Here is a 23,086-nt window from a genome sequence, read left to right on the forward strand (position 1 = left end):
CGGCGTCCGGCCTTCGCTCCGCAGCCGTGCCGCTTCATTGATCATGGCGGTGACCGCGCCCAGCGGCGGCATGCCTCAGCCGCTCGGTTGCGTGCCGCTGGTGTGGCGGCCGAAGGAGCGTCGGTAGGCGGCCGGCGTGGTGTGCACCATGGCGTGGAAGCGCCTGCGCAGGTTGGCGGCTGAGGACAGGCCGACCCTGGTGGCGATCGTCTCCACGGGGAGGTCCGTCTCTTCCAGGAGGGCGCGAGCCGTCATGACACGCTGCTGGAGCAGCCATCGGCCGGGGCTGATGCCGAGCTGGTCGGCGAATCTCCGGGCGAGGGTTCGCGCTGAGGTGTTGACCTGTGCGGCGAGGTCGCTGACGGTCAAGGGCTCGTGCAGCCGCTCGGTGGCCCAGTCGAGGACGGGGGCCAGAGACTCCGCCGGGCGGTCGGCATGAGGTGGAGCGGCGTACTGCAGCTGCCCGCCCTCGCGATGCGGCAGCATGACCATGTGCCGGGCGATCTGTGCGGCGTGGGCCGCGCCGTGATCGGTTCGGGCCAGGTGCAGACACAGGTCGATGCCGGCGGCAGTGCCCGCGCTGGTGGCGATGTCGCCCAGGTCGATGTAGAGGGTGTCGGGCTCGACCTGGATATCCGGGAAGCGGGCGGCGAGTTCGGCGGCCATCCGCCAGTGGGTTGTCGCCCTGCGGTGGTTCAGCAGTCCCGCCTGGGCGAGGAGGAATGCGCCGGAGCAGATCGCGACGATGCGGGCGCCGCGCCGGTGGGCCTGCCGTATCGCGTCGATCACGGCGGGCGGGGCGGATTGTTCGCGGTGCTGCCAGCCGGGGATCACCACCGTGTCCGCGGTCTCGAGGGCCAGCAGCCCGTGGCTCACCGCCATGTCGTACCCGGCCAGGGTCGGTACGGCGCCCGGGCGCTCCGCGCACACGTCGAACGCGTAGTGGGCGGGTAGACCGGGCCGGCTCATGCCGAAGACCTCGGCGGCACACGCCAGCTCGAACGTGGACTGCGGCGGCAGCACCAGGGCGACCACCTGGTGAAGACTCATGACAGAAAAGTATCTGCCGGCGTCATTCCTGACACTGGTGCAAAGCGCGACCTCCCGTGACGATTGGCTACATGACGCACGAGTTCAGTGATGTCCAGGTCCTGCACGTTGACGAGGTTGAACCGGTGGAGGTCGTTCCCGGGATCGTTCGGCGGGGCCTGCCGGCCACGGAGTGGGCGCGCGGGTGGATGTACGACTTCGCTCCGGGGACGGAGTGGCCCAAGGTGGATGTGCACGAGGGCGAGGAACGCTATTACGTGGTGTCGGGGGAGCTCATCGACCGAGGACAGCGCCTCGGGCCGGGCAGTTATGTGGTCTTCGCGCCCGGCAGCTCGCACCGCCCGCGCACGGAGACCGGCGCACGCATGATCGGCATCAGCATCCTCACCCGCTAGGAACCGCGTCCCGGGAAGCGAGGCAACAGACCGTGGGGACTGTCTGATCATTCCCGCCATCAGGTCCGCGCGGATGGGGCCGCCTGCTTTCGCCGGCGGGGGAATCCGCGCTCCCTCCCTTCGGGTTTTGTCGGTGGCTGCCGATAGCGTGGTGATCTCGTTACTGAACGTGGGAGGTGGGGGTGCGCAGGTCGTACAAGTTCCTGCTGCGCCCCACCGGCAAGCAGGCCGCCACGCTCGCGCAGTGCTTGGAAGATCACCGGGTGTTGTACAACGCGGCGTTGGAGCACCGCCGTACCGCCTACCACAAGGCGGGCGTGACCGTGCACTACGGCGACCAGTCCGGGGAGTTGAAGCACATCCGCTCCGACGACCGAGACGGGCAGGGCCGGTGGTCCTTCTCCTCCCAGCAGACCACCCTGCGGGCATACCGCGCACGCCGACGTGAACGCGGCGATCAACATTCTCAGGGCAGGGCTTGCCCTTCGTGAGGCTGCGGGAGCGGCTTAGCGAGAAGCCGCTCCCTTCAAGGAGTGGAGGAGTCACTTGTGGGTCATCGCAGCGGCAGCCGTCACGGCCCGGTCAGCCCGCTGACCTGCGCCGTTCTAGGAGACGCGGGTGGAGGCCATGATCCAGTTGGTCTCCCAGGACTGCCCGCCGTCGTACGAGAACGCCTGCTCCCACTGGCAGGAATCCGGCGTAATCCGGGACCAGATGAACCGCACGCGGATCGGGCGGCCGTCGTCGGTGTCGTCGGCGTAGAAGGTGCCGACCCCGTCGACGAACCGGCCGACGACCGGAACCGGGTCGAGGCCGCGCGTGCTGTTGATCCAGTAGATGGACCACTCGTCCCGCTCGGCGTTGTACAGGCGGATCGTCGCGCCGTCGAAATCCTTGGTGGGGAAGGTGATCTCGTCGAAATTGCCCGTGCCGCCGAACACGCTGTGCGCGACAGACGTTCCGGGAAACTCCTCCCACTCGCTGCTGCCGGCGCCTCGCTTCACGAGCCTGCGGTTGGCCACGTTCCAGGTGCCGATGTAGAAGTCGAAGTCGTTCACAGATCCACCGGTCCTTCCGGGCGCGTGTTTGCGAGCAGGTAGGCGCCGGTGTCCGCGCCCCTGTGGAGGACGATCCAGCCGGCGTCGACGGGGTCGAGCGGCCTCATGGTCTTCTCGATGAATGCCATGAAACGGACCGTATGCGGCATCCACTGACATGTATCGTCAGTGGATGCGAGCTTCTCGGCTGCTGTCCATCCTGCTGCTGCTCCAGTCGCGCGGGCGGCTGACGGCCCGGCAACTCGCGGACGAACTCGAGGTCAGCGTCCGCACGATCTATCGCGACGTCGAGTCACTGCACACCGCCGGCATCCCCCTGTACGGCGACGCCGGACACCAGGGCGGCTACCGGCTTCTCGACGGCTTCCGCACCAAACTCACCGGACTGACCGCTCAGGAGGCCGAGGCGCTGTTCCTCGCCGGAATGCCCGGGCCAGCGGCCGAACTCGGTCTCGGCGCGCTGGCGGCCGCGGCCGAACTCAAGATCGAGGCCGCGCTCCCACCCGCCCTGCGGGAGGGGGCCCGGCGCGTGCGGGAGCACTTCCACCTCGACGCGCCCGGCTGGTATCACGACGGCGACCAGGCGCCCCACCTCCCGGAGGTGGCCGGGGCCGTCTGGAACAAGCGCGTCCTCCACGTGCTCTACCGGCGGTGGGCCGCGCCATGCGAGGTCGAGAGAAGGCTGGAGCCGTACGGGCTGGTTCTGAAGGCGGGGAAGTGGTACCTCGTGGCCCGGTGCGAGGGCACGATGCGGACCTACCGGGTCAACCAGATCCTCGACCTGCAAGTGACCGATGAGACGTTCGAGCGTCCAGACGGCTTCGACCTGGCCGGACACTGGCGCGAGCATCTGGTCGACTTCCGGTCGCGGTTGTTCCAGGGCCACGCGGTGATCCGGCTTTCACCGGAAGGGCGGGAACGGCTCTCCGACGAGATGAGCTCGGCCGTGATCGACGCCGTGGACGAGACCGCCGGTGCGCCCGACGGCCAGGGCTGGATCACCGCCACGGTGCCGATCGAGTCGCTGACGCACGCGCAGAAAGAGTTCCTCAAGCTCGGAGCCGAGATCGAGGTCCTGGAGCCCGTCGAACTCCGACGGAAGCTCACCGAAGCCGCCGAAGCCCTGGCCGCTCTCTACACGACCTGCCCCCCGCTGGTTGCGAACCATCCGACGTGAGGGGCTGCTGCAGTTGCGTGGCGAGCCGGTGGCACTTCAGTGTCCGGGAAAGTGCGCCAGCGAGTTGAGGACCGGGACGAGGTAGTGCTCCTCGCGGTCGAGGTGAGTCAGGAGTTCGACCGACAGACGTTCCAGATCCGTATGGAAGTCGGGGGCGGAGGGGGTTGCGGCGACCTTGCGGAGATCGGCCAGGAGGGACGCCATGATGCGGTGATCGGAGGTCAGGCGATCCAGCACCTCGGACAGTTCGGGATGTTGCTGGGCCAGGAAGGGGAAGACCGACCGGTCCTCGGTGGCGTGGTGAGCGTCCAGGGCCTCGCAGAAGGAGAGGCAGTGGGTGTGGAGCCGTTCGGGCAGAAGAAGCGGGTCGGGGATGTCGGCGTCGGCATAGAGCCACGATGCCTCCTCTCTCAGGGCGGCGATGTCCCGGCGGAGTTCGTCGTGAAGGGTGATCAGATGGTCGCCGAAGGCGGTCAGTCGGGAGCGCTCGGAGGCGGTGACGGTGTGCGGCTGGTCAGGCATCGGAGGGTTTCTTCCGTTGTAGGTGGGTTGGTTTCGCCCGCACGGCCGGGCCTGGGGATGACCCGGCCGTGGCGACTTCAGGAGGTCAGGGCGCGGCGCAGGGCTGCGGCGAGGTCGGCGATCTGCCGCTGGGACACCTCGGCGGACAGGATCGCCTGCGACCCGTGGAAGGTGCCGGGCCACTGGTGCAGTTCGACCGACACGCCCGCCTGCAGCAGGCGCAGCGCGTAGCCGATGCCTTCGTCCCGCACCGGGTCGAACTCCGCGGTGGCGATGTAGGCGGGTGGCAGGCCGGACAGGTCGGTGGCCCGCGCCGGGGCGGCGTACGGCGTGGCGGGTACCGAGCCAAGGTAGTGCCGCCATGCTGTGGTGATTTTGTCGCGATCATGCCAGGGCGTATCAGTGAAGTGTCGCTGCGACCATGTCTCCTGCCGGTCGTCGAGCCCGGGCTCGTTGAGCAGCTGGAAGCGAATCGGCGGCCCCTGCTCATCACGCGCCCGCAACGCCACCGCGGCCGCGAGCCCCGCGCCGGCACTGTGGCCTCCAACCGCGATCCGCTCCGGGCCGATGCCGAGCTCGGCGGCGCGCTCGGCCGTCCAGGTCAGTACGGCATAGGCGTCGTCCAGGGCGGCCGGGAACCGATGTTCGGGGGCCCGGCGGTAATCCACCGAGATCACCACCACGCCGGAGCCGTCGGCGATCCGGGCGGCCCACGGGTGCTCGGTGTCCAGGTCACCGAAGACCATTCCGCCGCCGTGCAGCCAGACGATGGCACCCTGGGCCTGGCGCGGGCGATAGATACGCACTGCCACGTCCGGATCGGCCGGTACCGTGCGGTTCTCGATCTCGATGTCCGTCGTGTCCGGCGCCGGCCTCGCGGCGGCCCGCTCGGCGAAGTTCTTGCGTGCGGTGACCGGGTCGGTCAGGTCGGTTTCCGGGAGAAACGGGATGAATGCTTCCAGTTCGGGATCCATGCCGTTCATCCTCACGGCCGCGCCCTCCGAGATCATCCGCCATCCGTCGGACATCGCGTCCAGATCACGCGCCGATCGGCGCTCACCCTTCTGCCGTGGAAGCCCTATCCTCCTGCCATGCAGGCCCTGGTCGAACATCTGCCGCACCTGGATTCGCACGTCCAAGGCACGATCCGTGTCGTCGCGTTCTACGACACGCTGATGCGCCGACGAGTGGATCTTCCGGCTCTCGCCCGGGCCTCGGCCGGCCTGGCCGAGTGCGTGGCCGGGATCCGGCTGCACGGCACGGGGCAGGTGATCCGCGTCTCGCCTGACGGAGGCCACGCGTCCGCCCCGCCAGCACCCGCCTCCACCACGGCACCGATCGTCCTCGATGAGGAGGAGATCGGCACGGTGTGGCTGGAACGCCCCGGCCCGCCGATTCCACTCGACGAAGTGCTGCTGGACCGGCTCGCCATCGCCGCCGCGGCGGTCGTGGAGAGGTACGGCCCGGCCCGCACCACGATGGCCGACCCCGCCCTGGTCGAACTGGTGATCGGCGCCGACAGCGACGAGGCGGCCAGAGCTCGGGCGCTACGGCTCCTGGGCTTCGCGGCCGATCTGCCGGTCCACGTCGTGGCCGTACGGTCGCGGCTTCCGCTCGACCAGGTCGGCGGCCTGGTCTGCCCAGCCCACCTGGTCAAGGCGGCACCACTCGCCGACGTGGGCGTCATCCTGGCCACCACCGTGGACACGGCCCGCATTCCGGCAGGCGTACGCGCGGGAATCGGCGCCGCCGCGAGCCCCGACCGATCCTGGCAGCACGCCCGCACCGCCCTCCGCTTCACCACCCCACGCCAGCCGGTCGTCCACTACGACAGCCTGGGCGCGATAGCGCTGCTCGCACAGGTGCCCCAGAACGCCGCACGAGACAACGCCGACGTGGCCGCGATCGCCCGAATCGCCGACAGCCCGGAACACCTGGAGACGCTGGACGCCTACTGCGCCACCGGTTCCCTGCGCCGGGCCGCCGACCTTCTCCACCTGCACCACAGCAGCGTCGCCCGCCGACTCGACCAGATCGGAAAGACCCTGGGCATCGAACTCACCGAGCCCACCGGACTGATACGGGTCAGGCTCACCCTCACCACACGACGACTGCTCAACGACTGAGGGCCTTGCGCCGTCTTCAGAAGATGAGCAGAAGTTTGCCGACGTCGCCGCCGGCTTCGAAGCGTTCGTGTGCGGCCCGGACCTGGTGAAACGGGTAGCGGTGCGCGATGCGCCCGGCGTTGTTGACCAGCACGTCGACGCCGCCGAGAAGCGCCACGGCCTCCGCTATCGCGGTCTCCACGGACGTCTGGGACGTGATGTCGCAGGCGACGATCGGTATGCCGGAGTCCTCGGGGCGTACGACGTCCAGCCCGACCACGTGCGCCCCCTCCCTGACGAAGCGCTCGCTCATGGCCCTGCCGAAGGTGCCGGCCGCCGGGATCTCGGCCTGCCTGCCCGCCGAGACGCCGGAGGTGCGTTCGTGAGTGACCCGATCAAGCTCCTCATCGCCGACGACCACCCGGTGGTACGGGACGGGCTGAGCAGCATGTTCGCCCGCGACCCCGAGTTCACCGTGGTCGGCGAGGCGGCGGACGGAGCCGAGGCGGTCCGGCTGGCCGAGGCGCTCGGGCCGGACGTGATCCTGACGGACCTGCGGATGGCCGGTATGGACGGCGTCACCGCGATCGGAGAGCTGACCCGGCGCGGCGTACCGGCCCGGGTGCTGGTGCTGACCACCTACGACACGGACAGCCACGTGCTGCCCGCGATCGAGGCTGGCGCCACCGGCTACCTGCTCAAGGACGCGCCGCGGGGCGAGTTGCTGCGCGCCGTACGCTCGGCCGCCCGCGGCGAGGTCGCGCTCTTGCCGTCGGTCGCCGCCCGCCTGATGAGCCGGCTGCGCACCCCGGCGCCGTCGACCGGCCCGTTGAGCCGGCGCGAGCTGGAGGTGCTGCGCCTGGTCGCGGCCGGCCATACCAACCGGGAGGCGGCCGCCTGGCTGTTCATCACCGAGGCGACGGTCAAGACGCACCTGCTCAACATCTACGCGAAGCTCGACGTCAACGACCGTGCGGCCGCGGTGGCGGAGGGGTACAACCGCGGCCTGCTCGGTGTCCCCGAGCGCCGGTAAATCATCCTTACGCCCCGTCGGGCGGCGAACCTGCGGCGAAGGCGGCACGGTCGGGCTCGGGCAGCCATTGGTGTCGCGGGTCGAACGGCTGGAAATCGCTCACGATGAAGCCGATGAACGAGGCCAGCGCCGGGTGACGATTCTGCCGGTGGTAGAGCAGCGAGGACGGGTACGCCGGCGCGGGGTCGACGATCGGGATCTGGACGGTGCGGGGGTGCCAGGGCACCCGCATCTGTTCACCCACGAACCCGATGCGTTCGCCGGAGCCGATCCCCTCGACGTAGTACTCCCAGCCGAAATCCGGCCCTGAGGTGTCGATCCGGATGTCGAACTCGGCACCTAGGAGGCAGTAGAACTCGGCCCACTCACTGCCGGGGACGTTGCCGGGCATCCACACGGTCGATCCGGACAGCTGTGCCATCCCCACCTCCCGCCGGTCGGCGAGGGGGTGGTCGCGTCCCACCAGCAGATGCAGCGGTTCAAGGCACGCCGGCACGTGCCTGAGGTCGTCCTCCAGGGGCCCGGTGACGCGGGCGACGGCGGCGTCGACGGACCCGTGGAGGAGTGCGTGGCGCGCGGATCTGAGCCCGTTGGACGTGACGACCTCGATGTCCGCGTCCTTGACGGTCTGATGGAACGCCCGGATCAGATCGACGGAGGACAGCCGGGTGTCCAGCACGTCCACCCGGAGCGCGCGGCGCCGGGCGCGCAGTGCTTCGAGCGCCTGGTCGGCGATGCCGACGAGGGCGCGCGCGTGCGGGAGGAAGGTCCTGCCGTCCTCGGTGAGGTCGGCTCCGTTGCGTGAGCGGACGAGCAGCCGCACGCCGAGGTCGGCCTCAAGCTTCGCGATCCGCTTGGAGACGGCCTGTTGGCTGATGCCCAGCCGGGCCGCGACCTCCCCGAAGTATCGGTCCTCGGTGACGGCGACGAAGGCGCGGACGGTGCCGAGATCAAGATCCGTTGCGGCCTCATCCACAACCAATGGTTGGGGGTTTTCGGTGTGTCGGTTGTTGGACAACCGCTCCTGCTCTCGGGTCGAATGCTCGGGTCGCAGGAGAGCCTACAACCAGGAGGCGTGGATTTCGGTGGGATCCTTCGTGCATCTCCACGTGCACACCGAGTACAGCATGCTCGACGGCGCCGCCAAGGTCGGCCTGCTGATGGACGAGGTGTCCCGGCAGGGGATGCCCGCTGTGGCGATGAGCGACCACGGCAACGTGCACGGGGCGTACGAGTTCTATCAGTCGGCGCGCAAGGCGGGCGTCAAACCGATCATCGGCATCGAGAGCTACGTCGCTCCCACCTCGCGGCACCACCGGCAGCCGGTGTACTACAGCGACAACCTCATGCTGCGCCGGTCCAACGACGACACCGGGGAGGGCGGTGACGTCTCCGGGCGCGGCCTCTACACGCACATGACGATGTGGGCCGCCGACGCCGAGGGCCTGCGCAACCTTTTCCGCCTCCAGTCCCGGGCATGGCTGGAAGGCCACGTCCAGAAATATCCGCGCATGGACGACGAGCTGCTCGCCGAGCACGGCCGGGGCATCGTCGCCACGACCGGCTGTCCGTCGGGGGAGGTGCAGACCAGGCTGCGGCTCGGCCAGTACGGCAAGGCGGTCGAGGCCGCCGCGCGGTACCGCGACATCTTCGGGAAGGACAACTACTTCCTGGAGCTGATGGATCACGGCCTCGCCATCGAGCGCCGGGTCCGCGACGAGTTGCTCAGGCTCGGCAAGGAGCTCGGCCTGCCGCCCCTGGCCACCAACGACTCCCACTACGTGACAGAGAGCCAGGCCCAGGCGCACGACGCGCTGCTGTGCGTCGGCACCGGCAAGCGGCTCGCCGACGCCGACCGCTTCCGGTTCGGCGGCAGCGGCTACTACATCAAGACCGCCGAGGAGATGCGCGCGCTGTGGGACGCCGAGGTGCCGGGCGCCTGTGACAACACGCTGCTGATCGCCGAGCGGATCGGCGACTACGGCGACGTGTTCGCCCACCGGGACCTGACGCCGCGCTTCCCCGTGCCCGAGGGCGAGAGCGAGTCCAGCTGGCTGCGCAAGGAGACCTTGGACGGCGCGCGCCGCCGCTACGGCGGCCAGCCACCCAATGAGGTGCTGGACCGCATCGACTACGAGTTGTCGGTCATCGACACCATGGGCTTTCCCGGCTACTTCCTGGTGGTCGCCGACATCTGCCGGTACGCCCGCGAGAACGGCATCGGCCTGGGCCCCGGCCGCGGCTCGGCCACCGGCTCGATGGTCGCCTACTGCACCGGTATCACTCAGCTCGACCCGATCGAGCACAAGCTGATCTTCGAGCGCTTCCTCAACCCCGAGCGCATCACCATGCCGGACGTCGACCTCGACTTCGACGACCGGCGGCGCGACGAGATGATCGACTACGTCACCCGCAAGTACGGCGCCGACCGGGTCTGCCAGATCGTCACGTTCGGCACCATCAAGGCCAAGGCCGCCATCAAGGACTCCTGCCGCGTGCTGGGCCTGCCGTACGCCCTGGGCGACCGCATCACCAAGTCCTTCCCCGCGGCGGTCGGCGGCAAGGAGATCCCGCTCGCCGCCATCCACGACACCCGGCACCCCCGGCACGGCGAGGCGGCCGAGCTGCGCCAGATGTACGACCAGGACCCCGACGTCAAACGGGTGATCGACACCGCGGCCGGCATCGAGGGTCTCGCCCGGGGCACCGGCATCCACGCCGCGGGCGTGATCCTCTCCAGCGAGCCCCTGATCGACGTGATCCCGCTGGCCAAGCCCAAAGCCGACGGCCCGGTCATCACCGGCTTCCCCTTCACCCAGGCCGAGGACATGGGTCTGCTGAAGATGGACTTCCTTGGCCTGCGCAACCTCACCGTCATCGGCGACGCGATCGCAGGCGTCCGCGCCAACAAGGGCATCGACATCGACATCCTCGACGTCCCGCTCGACGACGCCACGACCTACGAGCTGCTGGCGCGCGGCGACACGCTCGGAGTCTTCCAACTGGACGGCGGCGGCATGCGGACGCTGCTGAAACTGATGCAGCCCAGCGAGTTCTCCGACATCGCCGCCGTGTCCGCGCTCTACCGGCCGGGCCCGATGGAGATGAACGCCCACACCAACTACGCCCTGCGCAAGACCGGCAGGCAGTCGGTCGAGCCGATTCACCCCGAGCTGAAGGAGGCCCTGGAGCCCATCCTGGGCGACACCTACCACCTGGTCGTCTTCCAGGAGCAGGTCATGGCCATCGCCCAGCAACTGGCCGGATACTCCCTCGGCGGCGCCGACATGCTGCGCCGGGCCATGGGCAAGAAGAAGAAAGAGGTCCTGGACGCCGAGTGGGGCCGGTTCTCGGCGGGCATGCGCGACTGCGGCTTCTCCGATGAGGCGATCAAGGCGGTCTGGGATGTCCTGGTCCCCTTCAGCGGCTACGGCTTCAACAAGTCGCACACCGCCGGCTACGGCCTGGTCTCCTACTGGACCGCCTACCTCAAGGCCAACCACCCCAGCGAGTACCTCGCCGCCCTGCTCACCTCGGTCGGCGACGACAAGGACAAGATGGCCGTCTACCTGTCGGACTGCCGACGGCTGGGAATCAAGGTGCTTCCCCCCGACGTCAACGCCAGCCGGCTGGACTTCGCCGCCGTCGGCTCCGACATTCGCTTCGGCCTCGGTGCCGTACGCAATGTCGGAGCGGGCGTCGTGGACGCGATCGTCACCACCCGAGAAGCCAAGGGCCATTACACCGACTTCAACGACTTCCTCGCCAAGGTCCCGTCCATTGTCTGCAACAAGCGCGTCATCGAGTCACTGGCCAAGGCCGGCGCGTTCGACAGCGTGGGCCATCACCGCAAGGCTCTGGTCGCGGTCCACGAGCAGGCCGTTGACGCGGTCATCGACGTCAAGCGGAACGAGGCCCACGGCCAGGACTCGCTGTTCGGCGAGCCGGGCCAGGGCAGCGCCTTCTCGATCGCGATCCCGCAGGGCGAATGGGACAAGGCCACCCTGCTCGCCTTCGAGCGCGAGATGCTCGGCCTGTACGTCTCCAGTCACCCGCTCGACGGCGCCGAACGCATCCTCGACGCCAACCGCGACACCACGATCGCCGACCTGCTGGCCTCGGGGCGACAGGACGGAGTGACCCGGGTCAGCGGCATCGTCTCCGGTCTGCAACGCAAGGTCACCAAGCAGGGCAGCCCCTGGGCGATCGTCACCCTCGAAGACCACGACGCCGCCGTAGAGTGCCTCATCTTCCCCAAGACCTACACCCTGTACGGCGAAGCGCTGGCCGAGGACCGCGTGATCTCCGTGCGGGGACGCGTCAACATACGCGACGAGACGATGAGCGTGTACGGCGAGGAGATCACCATCCTCAACGTCTCCGAGGCGAACACCGAGCCTCCCGTGGTGATCTCGATCCAGGAAACCCAGCTGAATCCGCGCCTCGTCCGGGAGTTCAAAGACATCCTGACCACCCACCCCGGGCGGGCACCCGTACACGTGCGCCTGCACCGCCACGGCGGCAGGAGCCTGCTGTTGAACCTCGAACCCTTCCGCGTCACCGCGGAACCGGCGCTCTACGGCGACATCAAGGCACTGCTGGGAGCCACCGCGATCGGCGGAGCATGAGCCGCGACTGGGCATGTCCTCGATGCCACGCCGGCGACGTCCTCGCCATCCTGCGCCTTCCACACACCTGGACCAGTGCTTCGGGAAACGTGGTCCGGGGGGTCAGGGACGTCCTCGTGTGCGCCCGCTGCGACGCGGGCGATCCCCTCACCGGCCCGATCGTCACGTACTTCGCCGTCCATGAGTCGGCGCAGCCGGAGGACGCGGCTCTTCTCGCGCGGCTTCTGCGCCGCTGGATCGATCAGGCGCGACCGCCGAAGCCGGACGAGGACGTACTGGATGCCGAAGCCGAGGCCTGGTACCGCGGCGACCTGTGACCGTCGTCGAACCGCATGGCGCGCGCCAGGATACGGCTCATCCCGAGGGCGGCGGTGCGAGGTCGTCGGTGCTCACCATCGGTGAGCTGGGTGATGGATCGGTGGTGTTCTGCCAGAGGGGAACCCGCAGCACGAACCTCGCGCCGCGAGGGCTGTCCTCGATGGTGAGGGTGCCGCCGTGGCCTTCGGCGATCTGCCGGGCGATCGGCAGGCCGAGTCCCGTGCCGCCGACGTCCTTTGTGCACCAAAACGAGGCAAACGTCAGCAGGGATACACGGACCGCCCAGTTCGCGGTGATAGTCCAGGTCGGGGTGCGACCGGAATGCCGCGGGGTTCGGCCGTCCGTCGCTTGGCCGCCACGACCTGCTGCGGCCCGCTCGCGGAACGGCCGAGCCTGCCGGCCTCCGCAACCGAGCATCCCAGGACGCCGAATAAGCCGTTGAGAGGACAGCCGAGGGCGCCGAGCTGGTCTTCCATGCCACGGGCTCGCCCGGAACGGATCCGGGCGAGCCCCCTGAGAGTGATCAGACGCTTCTCGCGCCCTGGCCGGTCACATGGCCTCGGTTCACATGGCCTCGGTCAGCTCGCGTCCGACGGGGGTGGGGCGGTCACCGGCGCGGTGGCCTCCGACGTCGCGGTGCCCTCGTCGTAGGCGGTCGCCGACACCGTCACCCGTACGGACAGGCGCGCGCCGTGGTCGTGCCCCTTGACGTGGTAGGTCCGCGCGGTGGCCCCCTCGATCGGGACACCGTCGCGCAGCCACTGGTAGGAAACCTTCTCCGGCTCGGGTGTCCAGGTGCCGGGCGACGCCTTCAACGACCAGCCGATCTTCGGCACGCCGGTCACGGCCGGCGCTTCGACGGACGTGAACATCCCGGGCGCGACGGGCGAGGTGGCCTCGGACCGCGCTGACGTGGGAGCGAAGTACGGGTCGTCGACCGTCACCGTGACGGTCACGGCCTTGCCGAGGTCCGCGACGTCCGGCCGGTACGTCGCGTCGGTCGCGCCGGAGACCGCGGTGCCGTCCACGTACCACTGGTAGGTGAAGCCCGCCACCTGCCGCGACCACGAGCCGTCCGAGACGGTGAGGTCGGATCCGACCTTGGCTGTGCCGCCGATGGCCGGCAGCGCGGTGTTGGTCACCGCGGACCCCTGTTCGTCGTGCAGGTCCACCTCGGCGGCGCGGACGAACACCTGCCGGTGGGCGTACCACAGCTGGTAGTACTTGTCCTGCCCCTTGAGGTCGGTGCGGTCGCCCGGGGCCGAACCGTCGAACGACGTCGCCCGGTAGTAGTCCGTGACCACGTTCCCGTCGCTGACGGCGTAGGTCTGCCCGACCGGGATCTTGTACTCCAGCGCCGAGAGCGCCTGCACGGGGATGCCGGTGCCGGTGTACGCGGACGCCTCGGGATAGGCCCGGCCATAGATCGCGGCCGGTGTGGTCGTGGACTTCACGGTGACGGTCTTGGCGAGTGTCCTGACCACGACGGGCTTGCCGGCGGGGTTGTGCAGCCAGGCGAGCGAGCCCGCCCACCACACGCCCAGCCAGTCGCCCTGCACCTGGGCGACGACGAGCCTGTGACCGGAGACGGCGCGGGCGCTGATGTCGCTCACGTAGGTCGTTCCCGCGACACCGGTCGGCTTCCATCCCGGGTCCTTGGCGAGCGGCGCGCTCTCGGAGGGCGACTGGCGGAGCGGGACGAAGTTGGTGCCCGCGCCGGGGACGCAGTCCGGTGAGGGCGGCGACGCGGTCGCGCAGCCGGTCACGGGCTGCGGGTTGTCGCGGTAGCCGGTCCGCACCTCCACGACGTCTCCCGCCGCGACGTCGGACGTGGTCTTCTGCGTACCGCCGATCGGAGCGCCGAGGAGCTCGAAGTAGTGGTCCCAGTCCCAGTACGGTCCCGGATCCCAGTGCACGTTCTTGGTGTTCCCGAGAATCGTTCCCGGCACCTGGTCGTGGCCGATGATGTGCGCGCGGTCGAGCGGGATGTCGTACTTCCGGGCGAGGTACTTCACGAGCGCTGCGGAGCTCTGGTACATCGACTCGGTGAACCACGCGGCGGTCCCGGCGAAGCCCTCGTGCTCGATGCCGATCGCGTGCATGTTCACGTACCAGTTACCGGCGTGCCAGCCCACGTCCTTGGCGTCGAGGTGCTGCGCGATGTGGCCGTCGGAGGAGCGGATCGTGTAGTTCCACGCGAGGTACGTGGGGTCCTGGACGAGCCGCACCGAGGGTCCGAAGTACCCCTCGGTGTCGTGGATGACGATGTACTTGAGCTTCGGCCCCCCAGGCCCGGTCCGGTCGGCGAGGTCGTGGTTGCCGTAGTCGGTGGTGCCGTCCGGCGCTGTTGGAGAGTCCTTGGCGTACGGCGCCTCGAGCCACTCGCAGTCGAGCCCGGCCGGGCAGTCGGTGGTGTGGGCGGCGATCTTCTGCGCGCGCGGGAGCACGACCGAGCCGTCGGCGGTGAGCGTCACCCGCTGGCCGTCGTCGGTGACGCGGCTCTCGCCATTCCGGAGCGTCTCGTAGACCTGCCGTACGAAGTCGTTCCTGGCGCCGAAGCGCGCCACCGCGCCCTGCCAGGATGTGAGGTCGTCGCCGGCCTCATGGTAGGAGGCCAGCAACGCCGCGCCGCCGCAGATGTTGGCGTTCGGCTCTTGCTGGAGCGCGGTGGCCGAGAGGCCGGTCAGCTCGGCCGCCATCGCGATCTGGTTCTTCGCCTCGACCGGCCGCCCCTTGTCGGCACCGTCCTCCCCGGCCTCGGGTGCCTGGGCGCTCAGGTCGAACACGCCGTAGCCGCCGTCGCTGCTGGGCCGGCCCTTGTGATCGTCCCAGCGGGACAGCATGTATGAGACGGCTTTCAGCAGGGACTCGGGCGCGCCCGTGGCTCGGGCCGCCTCGGAGAATGCCGCCTCTCGCGTGGGTGCGGACAGCGTCGCCGTGCAGGACACCCGGGTCTCGGGTGCCTGTTCGAACGTGGAGCCCACCGCGGCCTGCGCGGCCGACAGCAGCATCGCCGCAGCCGCGCTCGCGACAGCGGCGCTCCGGAGTGAAGATCTCACGTATGTGACCCCTTCTCGAATGCCTGATGGGGGGTTCAGGCCGGGGTAATCACATCGCCGCGCGACCGTCTCACGCCAGAGTGCTTGGTAAATCTCGTCGAGATCGTAACTTTTCGCCAAACATGCGCGGCCGGGTGAAAATCATCGCCTTCAGGTGCCGCGTCTCCCGTCGCCGTGGATCACCACTTTCCGCTGGGTCCGGGGGAGGAGGGGGATCGATGCTCAGCGGGTGCGACCGCGGGGTTTGAGGGAGTGTCCCGGGCATGTTCGGGATGGCCACCGGAACGCCACGCCGTGCACGGAGCTGCCGTAGAGATCAACCCCGGGCGGCCGGTGCTGGTCCTGGGGCGGGTGCGCTAGCTGACTAGATTGTGACGGGTGATGTCATGCGAAAAGTAAAAACTTATCTGTCCTATTTGTGGCCGTATGGGGGGTTGTGTACCTTAGGGCCACTATCGGAGTACGTACCGACGACCCAGTCGTTACCTGTGTTGCCGTTTCGTTGCCCGGACCGTGCGTCACCGGCGGGAACCCTCCCGCCGGGGCGGCGTGCGGCCGCCGAATCCGCTCACGCGGAGCCGGGGACCCACCTCCCTGGGTGAATCGGCACGCCAGCCCCAGCTGCGTGCCGTAGGGCACTTTCCAGCCCGAACCCGTCAGCTGACCCGGTAGGCGGCATGGAAGCAAGGAGTCAACCCTTCATGCCCAAGCGTCGACCTGCCTCTCCTCCAAAGACCTCTGACCGGAGCAGTCACCGCGAAGCGCGATGTCCGGCCAGGACCCCCGAACCTGTGGCCGCCGTCAAGGCCCCGGACGCCGCAGCCCCGTACGCCGTCTGAGCCGGAAATCGACCCCGTAGGCCCACTCAGTGGGCCGGGATCCGGAACGGAAGTCAGCAGCAGGGCCGACACCGACGATCGTGTCCTCGGGCAGCCCCGACACCGTCATCCGCCGCCATGCACCGCGAGCAGAGCGGTCGCGCGGATGGTCATCGGGTGAACAAGCCGCCCTCAGCTTGACCTCGCGCTTCAGGAACCGACACCGGGTGACCGAAGTGCCGGCCCGCTCCCCATGCCCCGGCCTCGGGACACGACATGCCGACACCGTGCCGACTGCGGCGACCCCTGGGCCGCGAGACGCAGGCATGGCGACACGTGACCCTGACCCGCGCGGCACCGCGCGGACCTCACTCCCCACGGCAGTCCCCTTGCAATGCCCTCTTAGGAGAAATCAGCATGTCCCTCTCTCGTACTGTCCGCATCCTCACCGCGACCGGGCTACTGGCCGCTGTGTCCGCCACCTCCACCTTGGTCCTGAGCGGCCCGGCGCATTCCACCCCGGACCCCGCCCCGGCCGCCCAAGCGATCGAGGGGAAGGCCGCGCCGTTCATCTACGGTGAGGACGTCTCCGGTCATGAGCCCGACCATGACTGGAGCTCCAGCCCGGCCGCCTTCGGCTTCGTCAAGGCCACCGAGGGCTTGACCTTCCGCGACGACTCCTTCGCACGGCACTGGCGTGAGCTGGGCAAGAAGGGGATCGTGCGCGGCGCCTACCACTTCGCCCGTCCCTACAACGACCCCATCAAGGAGGCCGACCACTTCCTGTCGGTGGTGAACGCGCAGCCCAGCAAGCCCGGCGACCTACTGGTGCTGGACCTGGAGACCGCCGACGGCCTGTCCGTCGCCCACGTCAACAGCTGGGCCAAGACCTGGCTGTCCTACGTGAAGAAGAAGACCGGCGCGACGCCGATGATTTACATGGGCTGGAACTTCGCCGACACCTACGGCCACGGGCTGGCCGAATACCCCTTGTGGGTGGCCCACTACAGCAAGGCCAAGGGCACTGTCACCCCGCCCGCCGACTGGAAGAGCTGGGCCATCCACCAGTACACCGAGGACCCCATCGACAAGAACGTCTCCGCGCTGAGCACCGACCAGTTGCGCGCCCTGGGCCGCCCCGCCGCCCGAGCGTAGGCACGCCTTCGGGCCACGGCCCCCTTCCGCCCACCGCCTCCCGTACGGGGGAGGCGGTGGGCGGTCGTGTGCCCGGGCGCCGACCATCAGCGCGCTGTAGCGAGGAGTCGCCTGGAGCACCGATTCGTCGAGCCGGCACGGGAAGCGGCCCCGCGATGAGAACCTCGGAGACGTCGCGCCCTCCGCGCGCCGTGGATCGGTCCCGCGCGCCTTCACCGCCGTTCCGGCCCAGAACTGGAGGAGTGGTTCATGTCGGCTTCACGGGAAGACGGGCAGGGCGCCGCACCCGGGTCCCACCGCCTCGATCTGGTGACTGCGGCCGCCCGGCTCGAACGGTTGCCGGTGGGCGCATGGCACTGGAGGCTGACGGCCATTGTCGGCATCGGCGCCTTCTACGAGTACTTCGAGGTCTTCCTCGGAGGCATCCTGGCCGCCGTACTCACCCCGGTGTGGAACCTCGGCACCTTCGAGCAGGGCTGGCTGATCGGAGCGGTCTTCCTCGGCATGTTCGTCGGCGCGCTCAGCCTGGGCCGGATGGCCGACCGGTTGGGTCGTAAGAAGATGTTCCTGGTCAATCTGGGCATCTACCTGGTCTTCTCGCTGGTGGCGGCCTTCTCGCCGAACGTGTGGTTCCTCGTCGCGTGCCGGTTCCTCGCCGGAATCGGGGCTGGGGCGGAGGCCGCTCTCATCCCGACCTACCTGGGCGAGTTCATCCCACGCCACCGGCGCGGGCGCTACATCGGCTACGCGTTCACGGTGGCGTTCATCGCGTACCCGGTCGTGGCGCTCGCCGGGGCTCCGCTGGCCAGGTCGCACTTCCTGTTCGACGGGTGGCGCTGGCTGCTGGTCATCGCCGCCAGCGGCGTCGTCCTGCTGCTGTGGATGCGGCGGAGCATGCCCGAGTCGCCCCGGTGGCTGGTGTCCATCGGGAGGAGCGACGAGGCGGAAGCCGAGTTGCGCCGGATCGAGACGGAGGTGGAGCGGCTGCACGGCGCGCCGCTTCCCGAACCCGATCACGCCTCCGTTCCGGTCCCCACTGCGGAGAAGACAGCGGAGAAGACGGGGGAGAAGCTCACGGAGCAGCCGCCCGGTGTCACCCAGCTCTTCCGAGGGCAGAACCTCCGCCGGATGATCGCGGTCGGGTCGCTCTGGACACTGGGAGTGCTCGGCTACTACGGCTTCAGCTCCCTCGCCACGGTCCTGCTGCTGGACAAGGGATACGACATCCAGAAATCGCTCATCTACACCGCGATCATCGCCGTCGGCTATCCGCTCGGTGCGCTGACGGCCGCGTGGTTCGCCGAGAGAACCGAGCGGCGCACGCTGGTCGTCGTCTCCGCGCTGCTGACCGGCGCGACCGGCCTGGCCTTCGGGTGCGCTACGGCCGACTGGGTGATCATGCTGGCGGGCTTCCTGATGGGCCTCATCTCCAACGTGCACTCCAGCGGAGTGAACATGTACGCCGCCGAGGTGTTCCCGACGAAGCTGAGGTCGACCGCGATCGGTCTCTGCTACGGCACCGGACGGCTGTTCGCCCTCATGATGCCGTTCCTGGGGCTGAGCATCCTGAAGACCTTCGGCGGCAGCACGGTCCTGCTGCTCTCCGCGGTGCTCTTCACCGCCACCGCGGTTCTGGTCTTCGTCTTCGGTCCCCGTACGACCGGCCGCGTGCTGGAGGAGGTGGCCGAGTCTCCCGCCGAGGACGCCGTCCGTCCGGTGACGCCCCTCCAGCCCGGCGTATAGCCGTCCCCTCGGTGACCGTGAGGGTCATCGAGCAGCGGGCGCAGCCGATGCCACGGCGGACCAGACCGGGGCGCAGTGTGCCGCCGTCGGAGCGCGCCTCGGGGTCCATGCCGTCTGGGCTGCTGACGATCGGGTCGAACAGCCGAATCCTGAAGATCAAGCTGAGAACCTGTCTGGGTTACGCTGCGTTCAGCGCCGCGTCGATGGCCGCGGCATTGCGCTCCAGCCAGGCCTCACGCCGTTTGATCTGGTCACCGATGCCCGCGTCCCACATTCTTGACCAGCCGCCGCCCTGCTCCTCGGCGGCCTGTTTCATCGAGAACCACGACCGCCGCGTCCGCAGCACGGCCACCTCGACGAGGCGAGAGCGGTCGACATCCGACATCCCGTAGGCGTCGGCGAGGATCCGGCAGCGACGCGGCATCTCCACCTCCCGCAGCAGCGGGTCGGCGTCGACAGGGTCGCACAGCGGTGCCCAGTACAGCATCGCGTTGTACACCTCATCCACCTTGGCCACCGGCTTGGCGTTGTCGAAGTCAATCAGCGCGGCCGCCCTGCCGTCCCGGAACACGATGTTGTCCGGCGTGTAGTCCATGTGCCCGACCGCCTCAGCCGGGTAGGGCGGTGCGGGCGGCATGCCCGGCGGCTCCGAGAACCCGAAGCCGGGCCGCACCCCTTTGGGCATGACGAAACCCGCGACGGCGTCGTCGTAGTCGCGCACGAGGCGCCCGACGGAGGCCAACCGCTCCTCGTCGGCGATCCACGCCGGCCTCGGCCGCCCGGCGACCTCGCCGGGAACGAAGGTCAGTACTTCGCGCCCGGCCGCGTCGATGCCGAGAAACCGCGGAGCGCCCGCGAACCCGATCTCCTCCAGATGGCGCAGCAGCGCGTGGACGAGCGGGGCATTGGGGCCGACCGGACGACGCACCGTGTCGCCGACACGCACGACCCCGTCGGTGACGTCTCCGCCGGCGAGCGGGATCTCGGGATGGGGCTCCGGCGATTCGACGTACGTGGAGGAGTGCATTTTCCCTGTCGGGTAGAGGACCAGCGGCTCGGCTCACCGCCCGGGCGAAGTGATGATCTTACGTGACTGAGTAGTCTCGGAGTTCCTGAGTTCGGGTCAGAGAACCCACTCCAGCTCGCACCTGCAGACCGAAGGCCTTCACGCCGACCCGGGGCACCCCTTGTCCGGAGGCCGTCGATCGGATAGAAATGCGCTCACCTCCCGGCTGGGCAGCCGCGCAGCTCCAGGAAAGGGCACATCACGTGAACCTCGCACAACAGCTCGGTGCCCGGGCGGAGGACCGGTTGCTGATCGTGAACGCCGACGACTACGGCATGTGCCAGGCGGCGAACACGGGCATCACCTCGCTGCTCGCGGCCGGTGCCATCAGCTCGGCGACCGTAATGACGCCGTGCCCCTGGGCGCCGGACGCGGTCCGTACGGCAGCCGCGGGCGGCTACGACGTGGGCGTGCACCTGACCTTCACCAGTGAGTGGAAGGGATACCGGTGGGGGCCGGTGACCCGCGACCGCGCGGTGTCCTCCCTGGTGGACGAGGCCGGCTACTTCCCGGCCGACTCCCGCACGGTCGAGGAGCGGGCCGACCCCGACGAGGTCCACGCGGAGATCACGAACCAGATCCGCCGGGCCGTCGTGCTCGGGCTGGATCCGTCGCACGCCGACAACCACATGGGCAGCCTCTACGGCCTGGAGACCGGCAGGGACTTCCTCGACGTCGTCTTCAAGGTCTGCGCAGAGCACGGCCTGCCGTTCCGGCTGCCCCGCACCCTGGACGGTATGGGCCTGCCGCCGGAACTGGAACCGGTCGCCCAGGCGCGGGCGGAGACCGCGGACGCGGCGGGCGTGGTGATCCTCGACCGGCTCTGGACGCTCCCCTTCGAACTGGCCGAGGGGGAGACGTACGACGACGTCAGAGAGGGGATGGCCGGGCTGATCAGGGCGCTCCGGCCGGGCGTGACGGAGATCTACATCCACCCGTTCGAGGAGACCGGCGAGCTGCGGCAGATCATGCCGCATCACGCGAAGCGTGCCATGGAGCTGCGCCTCTTCACCGATCCGGAGATCCGTCGCGTGATCGCCGAAGAAGGCGTCACGCTCATCGGCTGGTCCGACCTGCGCGCCCTGCAGAGGGCTCGATGACCGGCCGCCGCCGCATGCTGGCCTACGGGTCGGGCAACCTCTCCGTCAACCTGCTCGCACAGGCGTTCGCGACCTTCGCCACCTTTTACTACGTGGACCACCTTGGTGTGGATCCGGCGCTCATCGGCGTCGCCATGGTCATCCACGGCATCGTGAACGCGCTGCTCAACCCGCTGGCGGGGCACGTCTCGGACCGGACGCGTACGCGCTGGGGCAGGCGCGTGCCGTACATCGCGATCGGCATGGTGCCGCTGGCGGCGGCGTTCACCATGATCTGGATCCCGCTGGTGGACGGTGGAACCGCCAGATTCTGGTATTTCCTGATCGCGGTCCTCGTCTACGACGTGCTGTTCGTCGTCGTGGTCCTGAACTACGTGGCGCTGTTCCCGGAGATGTTCACCACCATCGCCGAGCGGGCGGCCGCCGCGTCGTGGCGGCAGATGTTCGCCATCGTCGGCATGATCCTCGGGGTCGCCGCCGCGCCCGTGCTCTACGGCACCATCGGGTGGGCCGCGATGGGCGTGTCCTTCGGCGTCGTCTCACTGGCTTTCTTCGCGCTTTCGCTGACCGGGTCGGTCGAGCGGGCCCGGACGGAACGCGAGAGCTTCGGATTCCTCGCCGCGATCCGCTACACCCTCGCCAACCGGGCGTTCGTCACGTACGTCGTGGGCAGCTTCCTGCTGCAGCTGACCTTCGCCCTGCTCCAGGCGGGCATCCCGTTCTTCACGAAGTACGCCCTGGGCGAGCCCGACTCCGCCAACACGGTCATCCTGGGCGCGGTATTCGTCACCGCGATCCCGCTGGTCTACGCGTGGAGCCGGGTCACTACCCGGCTCGGTCCCCGCCGCGCCATCCTTGCCGCGATCATCGTGTACGGCGTGGCCCTCGTGCCGTTCCTCTTCGTCGGGAACCTCGCCCTCACAGCCGTCACCGGGGCCGCGGTGGGGGTGGGGATCGCGGGCATGCTGGTCCTCCTGGAGATCCTGCTCGCCGAGGTGATCGACGAGGACGAGCGCAGGACGAGCGCGCGCCGTGAGGGGATGTACTTCGGGATGAACGGGTTCATCGTCCGCTGGTCGGTGTCCCTGCAGGCAGTGATCATCAGCGTCGTGCTGTCCCGGTCCGGTTACCACGCTGGAGCGCCGGTCCAGCCCGACTCTGTCGTAGTGGGCGTCCGGCTGATGCTGGGCGGGGTACCCCTGGCCGTCCTGGCGGTGGCCTTCGGCTGCTTCCTGCTCTACCCGCTGCGGGCGGGCGGCCGAAGCGGCGAGCCCGCGCCCGTCCCGGCCGCGGGCCCGTGAGCGCGGTCCCACCCCTGGAGCACCGGTCGGTGACGAAAAGCGCGGGCCCGGGTAGCTCCCATCAGAGCCTCGGCAGGGGACCGTCGCCTTCAGGCGACGGGGGATTGCCGTCCCTGACTGGTCTTCTTCCTTGCCTCACGGCGGTCGCTCCTTCACTGAACATTAGATGTGTGATGCTGTTATAATGATTGTGTGGCTCGTCAGGTACGCACCTCCCCCAGCGCGGCGTATGACCTCGGATACCACGTCGTGTGGTGCCCGAAGTACCGCCGCCCGGTTCTCGGTGGGCCCGTCAAGGATCGCCTTGAGGAGTTGATCCGCGCCAAAGCGAGCGAGCACGGCTGGGAGATCGTGGCGCTTGAGGTGATGCCCGACCACGTGCACCTGTTCGTCAAACCGCACCCGAAGAACTCGCCGTCGTATGTGGCCAGCCAGTTCAAAGGCTTCACCTCCCACCACCTGCGCGCCGAGTTCCCGCATCTGCGCTCGCAGCTGCCCACGCTGTGGTCGCGGTCGTACTTCGTGGCCACGGTCGGCGCGGTCTCCGCGCAAACGGTG

21 protein-coding genes, 1 pseudogene and 1 riboswitch are annotated in these 23,086 nt (G+C 69.0%); of the genes and pseudogenes, 12 read left to right on the plus strand and 10 right to left on the minus strand.

The window, feature by feature from the left end:
* Positions 1-75: 75 nt before the first annotated feature.
* Positions 76-1,050 carry a helix-turn-helix domain-containing protein gene (locus tag QSK17_RS30440; RefSeq protein ID WP_285708964.1) on the minus strand — a complete coding sequence of 325 codons (975 nt, stop codon included), beginning with the start codon at positions 1,048-1,050 and terminating at the stop codon, positions 76-78.
* 71 nt (positions 1,051-1,121) lie between these two features.
* Between QSK17_RS30440 and QSK17_RS30445 the strand changes: the two genes are divergently transcribed.
* Positions 1,122-1,445 carry a cupin domain-containing protein gene (locus QSK17_RS30445; protein WP_285708965.1) on the plus strand — a complete coding sequence of 108 codons (324 nt, stop codon included), beginning with the start codon at positions 1,122-1,124 and terminating at the stop codon, positions 1,443-1,445.
* A 182-nt stretch (positions 1,446-1,627) separates the two neighbouring features.
* The gene (locus QSK17_RS36485) at positions 1,628-1,936 is read left to right on the plus strand and encodes a helix-turn-helix domain-containing protein (RefSeq protein WP_285708966.1); all 309 of its coding nucleotides are present in this window, start codon (positions 1,628-1,630) and stop codon (positions 1,934-1,936) included.
* A gap of 114 nt (positions 1,937-2,050) precedes the next feature.
* Here the strand turns inward: QSK17_RS36485 and QSK17_RS30455 are convergent, their stop codons facing one another.
* Together QSK17_RS30455 and QSK17_RS30460 are read right to left on the minus strand one after the other, a co-directional pair.
* On the minus strand, positions 2,051-2,503 hold the full coding sequence (locus QSK17_RS30455; RefSeq protein ID WP_285708967.1) for a hypothetical protein: 453 nt from the start codon (positions 2,501-2,503) through the stop codon (positions 2,051-2,053).
* Positions 2,500-2,631: a hypothetical protein gene (locus tag QSK17_RS30460; RefSeq protein ID WP_285708968.1), complete on the minus strand. Its 132-nt coding sequence runs from the start codon at positions 2,629-2,631 to the stop codon at positions 2,500-2,502. Before QSK17_RS30460 ends, QSK17_RS30455 begins: the two co-directional genes overlap by 4 nt.
* Positions 2,632-2,675: 44 nt before the next feature.
* Here QSK17_RS30460 and QSK17_RS30465 point away from each other — a divergent pair, with 44 nt between their 5' ends.
* Positions 2,676-3,680, plus strand: coding sequence for a helix-turn-helix transcriptional regulator (locus QSK17_RS30465; protein WP_285708970.1), 1,005 nt, complete (start codon positions 2,676-2,678; stop codon positions 3,678-3,680).
* 36 nt (positions 3,681-3,716) lie between these two features.
* Here the strand turns inward: QSK17_RS30465 and QSK17_RS30470 are convergent, their stop codons facing one another.
* Both QSK17_RS30470 and QSK17_RS30475 read right to left on the minus strand, forming a co-directional pair.
* A complete protein-coding gene (locus QSK17_RS30470; protein WP_285708971.1) occupies positions 3,717-4,202 on the minus strand; it encodes a hemerythrin domain-containing protein in 486 nt (161 codons plus the stop codon).
* A gap of 77 nt (positions 4,203-4,279) precedes the next feature.
* Positions 4,280-5,176: an alpha/beta hydrolase gene (locus QSK17_RS30475; RefSeq protein WP_285708972.1), complete on the minus strand. Its 897-nt coding sequence runs from the start codon at positions 5,174-5,176 to the stop codon at positions 4,280-4,282.
* Positions 5,177-5,293: 117 nt separating this feature from the next.
* Here QSK17_RS30475 and QSK17_RS30480 point away from each other — a divergent pair, with 117 nt between their 5' ends.
* Positions 5,294-6,328 (plus strand): helix-turn-helix domain-containing protein, encoded by a 1,035-nt coding sequence (locus tag QSK17_RS30480; RefSeq protein ID WP_285708973.1) that lies wholly within the window; start codon positions 5,294-5,296, stop codon positions 6,326-6,328.
* Positions 6,329-6,344: 16 nt separating this feature from the next.
* Here QSK17_RS30480 and QSK17_RS30485 read toward each other — a convergent pair whose 3' ends face one another.
* Positions 6,345-6,728 carry an SDR family NAD(P)-dependent oxidoreductase gene (locus QSK17_RS30485; RefSeq protein WP_285708974.1) on the minus strand — a complete coding sequence of 128 codons (384 nt, stop codon included), beginning with the start codon at positions 6,726-6,728 and terminating at the stop codon, positions 6,345-6,347.
* 27 nt (positions 6,729-6,755) lie between these two features.
* Between QSK17_RS30485 and QSK17_RS30490 the strand changes: the two genes are divergently transcribed.
* Positions 6,756-7,340, plus strand: coding sequence for a response regulator (locus QSK17_RS30490; RefSeq protein ID WP_502889325.1), 585 nt, complete (start codon positions 6,756-6,758; stop codon positions 7,338-7,340).
* 7 nt (positions 7,341-7,347) lie between these two features.
* Here QSK17_RS30490 and QSK17_RS30495 read toward each other — a convergent pair whose 3' ends face one another.
* The gene (locus tag QSK17_RS30495) at positions 7,348-8,316 is read right to left on the minus strand and encodes a LysR family transcriptional regulator (protein ID WP_285708976.1); all 969 of its coding nucleotides are present in this window, start codon (positions 8,314-8,316) and stop codon (positions 7,348-7,350) included.
* Between the two features lie 121 nt (positions 8,317-8,437).
* On the opposite strand from QSK17_RS30495, the gene dnaE reads away from it, so the two are divergent.
* Together dnaE and QSK17_RS30505 are read left to right on the plus strand one after the other, a co-directional pair.
* Positions 8,438-11,968, plus strand: a complete 3,531-nt coding sequence (gene dnaE / locus QSK17_RS30500) for a DNA polymerase III subunit alpha (RefSeq protein ID WP_285708977.1) — start codon at positions 8,438-8,440, stop codon at positions 11,966-11,968.
* A complete protein-coding gene (locus tag QSK17_RS30505; RefSeq protein ID WP_285708978.1) occupies positions 11,965-12,285 on the plus strand; it encodes a DUF6300 family protein in 321 nt (106 codons plus the stop codon). The genes dnaE and QSK17_RS30505 overlap by 4 nt, the downstream gene beginning before the upstream one ends.
* Before the next feature lie 37 nt (positions 12,286-12,322).
* Here QSK17_RS30505 and QSK17_RS30510 read toward each other — a convergent pair.
* Positions 12,323-12,523, minus strand: a pseudogene (locus tag QSK17_RS30510) (ATP-binding protein); the annotation flags it as partial.
* 341 nt (positions 12,524-12,864) lie between these two features.
* A complete protein-coding gene (locus QSK17_RS30515; protein WP_285708979.1) occupies positions 12,865-15,345 on the minus strand; it encodes an N-acetylmuramoyl-L-alanine amidase in 2,481 nt (826 codons plus the stop codon).
* Between the two features lie 546 nt (positions 15,346-15,891).
* Positions 15,892-16,035, plus strand: a riboswitch (cyclic di-AMP (ydaO/yuaA leader).
* A gap of 545 nt (positions 16,036-16,580) precedes the next feature.
* On the opposite strand from QSK17_RS30515, the gene QSK17_RS30520 reads away from it, so the two are divergent.
* Together QSK17_RS30520 and QSK17_RS30525 are read left to right on the plus strand one after the other, a co-directional pair.
* Entirely contained in the window at positions 16,581-17,318 is a 738-nt protein-coding gene (locus QSK17_RS30520) for a glycoside hydrolase family 25 protein (RefSeq protein ID WP_285708981.1), read from the plus strand.
* 249 nt (positions 17,319-17,567) lie between these two features.
* Positions 17,568-19,061: an MFS transporter gene (locus QSK17_RS30525; RefSeq protein WP_285708983.1), complete on the plus strand. Its 1,494-nt coding sequence runs from the start codon at positions 17,568-17,570 to the stop codon at positions 19,059-19,061.
* 178 nt (positions 19,062-19,239) lie between these two features.
* On the opposite strand, the gene QSK17_RS30530 is transcribed toward QSK17_RS30525, so the two are convergent.
* A complete protein-coding gene (locus QSK17_RS30530) occupies positions 19,240-20,088 on the minus strand; it encodes an aminoglycoside phosphotransferase/kinase family protein (protein ID WP_285708984.1) in 849 nt (282 codons plus the stop codon).
* Positions 20,089-20,330: 242 nt separating this feature from the next.
* On the opposite strand from QSK17_RS30530, the gene QSK17_RS30535 reads away from it, so the two are divergent.
* The 3 genes from QSK17_RS30535 to tnpA form a co-directional block, all read left to right on the plus strand.
* Complete coding sequence (locus tag QSK17_RS30535) at positions 20,331-21,227, plus strand: polysaccharide deacetylase family protein (protein ID WP_285708985.1); 897 nt, start codon at positions 20,331-20,333, stop codon at positions 21,225-21,227.
* Positions 21,224-22,528, plus strand: a complete 1,305-nt coding sequence (locus QSK17_RS30540) for an MFS transporter (RefSeq protein ID WP_285708986.1) — start codon at positions 21,224-21,226, stop codon at positions 22,526-22,528. Before QSK17_RS30535 ends, QSK17_RS30540 begins: the two co-directional genes overlap by 4 nt.
* A gap of 192 nt (positions 22,529-22,720) precedes the next feature.
* Positions 22,721-23,086 (plus strand): IS200/IS605 family transposase (gene tnpA, locus QSK17_RS30545; RefSeq protein WP_285708988.1); only part of this gene is annotated, 366 nt, incomplete at its 3' end.

This window comes from Microtetraspora sp. NBRC 16547, assembly GCF_030268965.1.
Lineage (GTDB): Bacteria > Actinomycetota > Actinomycetes > Streptosporangiales > Streptosporangiaceae > Microtetraspora.